Genomic DNA, 3429 nt, shown 5'->3' with positions numbered 1-3429 from the left:
GGCAAGCCTTGCTCCTACAGGATCAGGTCGTTCATAAAGTTGACTAACGACTCAATACCGTAGGAGCGAGGCTTGCCCGCGAAGCGACCATCAAGCGTCAACGCATCACTTGGACTTAAGCTTTAGAAAAGACTGATGCAAATCCGACGCCCAACCATCAATCACGCCCTTCACGTCATCGGCCTTCATCACCTGAGACTCGTTTTCCAGCGGCTTGCCGGTGCCCTTGCGCACGACCTGGGCTAACACATGGTTATTGCCGCCATCGAGGAACACCGCCTCGGTGGCCAGATCGGTCTCCTGATCACGAATACCGCTGGCCGTGCTGACAGCAGCGGCCACCAGCGCAATCGGGATCACTTCATAAGGTTTCAGCCCTTCTGTCTTGCTGCTTACCGCCGTAATCGCGGCACGCACGACCATCACGCCCGGGCCAGGACCTGCGGCCAATGGCAGGGATTTACCCACCTCGCGCTTCAGCGCCTGGTCGTAGTATCCGGTGATGCCGTTGAGGGTCGCCTGGGGGATTTTCACCGTCGGTTGTGGTTTCGGATAGAGCTGGGTCGGCTCAATGTAGACGCTGGTGTATTGACGGATGTCGAGCTTGGGATCGACCCAGCGCATCACTGTCGCGCCCGAGGGTGACTTGGCTTCCTTGAGTTGACTGTAGTCCTTGAGAAAACCTGAATACTGGTCCGGCTCTACGACTTTGCTGGCACAGCCCACCACCCCGATCGAGGCAATGCACAACGTGCCCATCATTAACGCAAGCTTCATGCTGTAACTCCTGTCAGAAGGCCGACAACGGTATTGCATACGGGAATTACAGTTATAGCCAACGCACAGCGTGTTGTTGTCAAAAAGCACACTATTTATCTATCGCTGCGCAATGGCTCACAAGCGCCATTTGACAGACACAGAACCTCCGGCAAAGCTGCATCAAGCCTCAACGCACGCCTGACGGCAAATGCACTGGACTATGGAAGCTGCAATGCCGAAATATAAAAATAAAGCAGCAACCCCAACCCCTGATTCACCACCGACATTGATTAACCGTTACCTGTTTCCCGTGACCATCGGCGTCTTGCTGGTGGCCGTGGCGGCAATCGGCTGGTTTCTGCTGTACAGCACGCCAGCGCCGATCAATACCGTGCCCGTCAGTACGCCGACGGTTCAGCCGGCCAAAGCGCAACCCGTCGTCGTGACACCGGCGAAGATGGTCGATGAGCAACAATGCCGGGGCTGCCACAGCGAACAGATGAAAGATTGGCAAGGCTCCCATCACCAGTTGGCGATGCAGGAGGCCAATGCCGAAACGATGCTGGGCGATTTCAATAACGTCACGTTCAAGGCGCAAAACGAAACCACCCGTTTCTCGCGCAAGGACGACGGTTTCTGGGTCAACACACCCGGGATTGACGGCAAGAATGCCGACTTCAAAGTGGCCTACACCTTTGGCATCGCGCCGTTGCAGCAATACCTGATCGAGGTCGGCGAAGGTCGCTTGCAAGCGCTGGGTGTGGCTTGGGATACCGAGAGAAACCGCTGGTTCCACCTCTATCCGGGCCAGGGCGTGAATTTCAAGAACCCGCTGCACTGGAGCAAGCCCAGCCAGAACGCCAATTTCATGTGTGTCGAATGCCACACCACTGGTTACAAGCGCAATTTCGACGCGGCCAAAAACACCTTCGACAGCCAGTGGAACAGCCTCGGTGTCGGTTGTCAGGCATGCCACGGGCCCGCGTCCAACCACTTGGAATGGACGGCGAAGAAAGGTGATCTGATCCACGCCGGCTTTGCGGTCGACCTCAAGGACAAGGACGCCACGGTCGAAATCGAAACCTGTGCCCGCTGCCATTCGCGCCGCGCACCGCTGGGCGACGGCTACACCGTTGGCAAGCGTTTGATGGACGACTACCTGCCGAGCCCCCTGACCCGCGAGCTGTACGCGCTGGACGGCAAGATCAAGGATGAAGTGTTCGAACACGGCTCCTTCGCCCAAAGCAAAATGCTCGACAAGGGCGTGCGTTGCAGCAACTGCCACAACCCCCACAGCACCGAACTCAAGGCCCCGGGCAACGGCGTTTGCCTGCAATGCCACAACACCGCCGGCAAGACTTCGGTGACAGGCGTCGATGGCAAGGGTTTGCAAGCCAAGAACTACGACTCCATCGAACACACCCGCCACACCCCGGGCCAGCCTGGCTCCCAATGCGTGGATTGCCACATGCCCGGCAAGTTCTACATGGGCAACGACTTTCGGCACGACCACAGCTTCAGCATTCCCAACCCGGAGCGGGCAAAAAAACTCGGCACGCCGGACGCCTGCCTGACCTGTCACCAAGGCAAGGCCGGCGACAAGGTCACTGAGCAATTCAAACTCTGGAACACCGCCACCACGGCGCAGGCGCCACGCTACGACGAAAGCCTGTGGCTGATTCGCAACGGCCAGCCCGGCGCCGCGCAAGCCTTGTACGAACAGTTGCAGCGCAGCAACCTGCCGGCGATTCAGCGCGCCACCTTGCTGGCAGAACTGCCGCTATACCCGAGCGAACAGGCCTTGAAACTCGCGACCAAGGACTTGAGCAACCCTGCACCGCAGGTGCGTGAAAGCGCAGTGCGGGCAATCAGTGCGTTCCTGCCGCCACCGGAGCGTGCGCCGCTGCTGACGCCGTTGCTGGGCGATCCGGTGAAGGCGGTGCGGATCGTCGCGGCCCGAGACTTGCTGAGCGTCGCGCGTAACGGATTGGGCAGCGCCCAGGCCAACTGGAACGCGGCCATTGCCGAATACGAAGCGGTGCAAAAAAGCCTGGCCGAGCGCGCCGAGTCCAACCTGAACCTGGCGATGCTCTACCAGGCCAGCGGGCGCAACGACGAAGTCGAATCGCTGCTGCGCACCGCCCTCAAGCGTGATCCGGATTTCTACCCGGCGCTGGTCACGCTGGTGCAATGGCTGGAAGCCAATGGACGCGGCCAGGAAGCGCAGACGCTGTTGGCACAAAGCCTGAAAGAACACCCGGACAACGCCCTGCTGCAACACACCCAGGGCTTGGCGCTGGTGCGTGCGGGCCAGTCAGCGCAAGCCATGCCAGCCTTACGCAAAGCCGCGCAACTGGAACCGCAGAACGCCCAATACGGCTACGTGCTGGCGGTGGCGTTGCACGACAGCGGCAAGGTTGATGAGGCATGCGAAGAGCTGGAGCGGTTGTTGAACGTGCAACCGGCCAACCGCAATGCGCGGTTGTCGCTGATCCAGTACTACCTGGATAACGGGCAGGAACCGAAGGCGCAGGTGCTGTTGCAACGCTGGAAGAAAATGAACGGGGGCGATCCGGCGTTGAAATGACCGATGGTTGACCCGAAGGCCTCTTCGCGGGCAAGCCTCGCTCCTACAGGGTTTATGCAATCCTGGTGGGAGCGAGGCTTGCC

The 3429-nt window shown here is 59.6% G+C and carries 2 protein-coding genes; one reads left to right on the top strand and one right to left on the bottom strand.

Annotation, left to right across the window (positions count from 1 at the left end):
* Positions 1–105 precede the first annotated feature (105 nt).
* Positions 106–777 carry a DUF3313 domain-containing protein gene (locus QMX98_RS33330; protein ID WP_102594860.1) on the bottom strand — a complete coding sequence of 224 codons (672 nt, stop codon included), beginning with the start codon at positions 775–777 and terminating at the stop codon, positions 106–108.
* 214 nt (positions 778–991) lie between these two features.
* On the opposite strand from QMX98_RS33330, the gene QMX98_RS33325 reads away from it, so the two are divergent.
* Positions 992–3346 carry a tetratricopeptide repeat protein gene (locus QMX98_RS33325; RefSeq protein ID WP_282412025.1) on the top strand — a complete coding sequence of 785 codons (2355 nt, stop codon included), beginning with the start codon at positions 992–994 and terminating at the stop codon, positions 3344–3346.
* The last annotated feature ends 83 nt before the right edge of the window (positions 3347–3429 follow it).

Source organism: Pseudomonas sp. PS02303 (assembly GCF_029959925.1).
GTDB lineage: Bacteria > Pseudomonadota > Gammaproteobacteria > Pseudomonadales > Pseudomonadaceae > Aquipseudomonas > Aquipseudomonas mandelii.
Note: the sequence above shows the minus strand (reverse complement) of the source record. Positions and strands in the feature narration are given on the sequence as shown.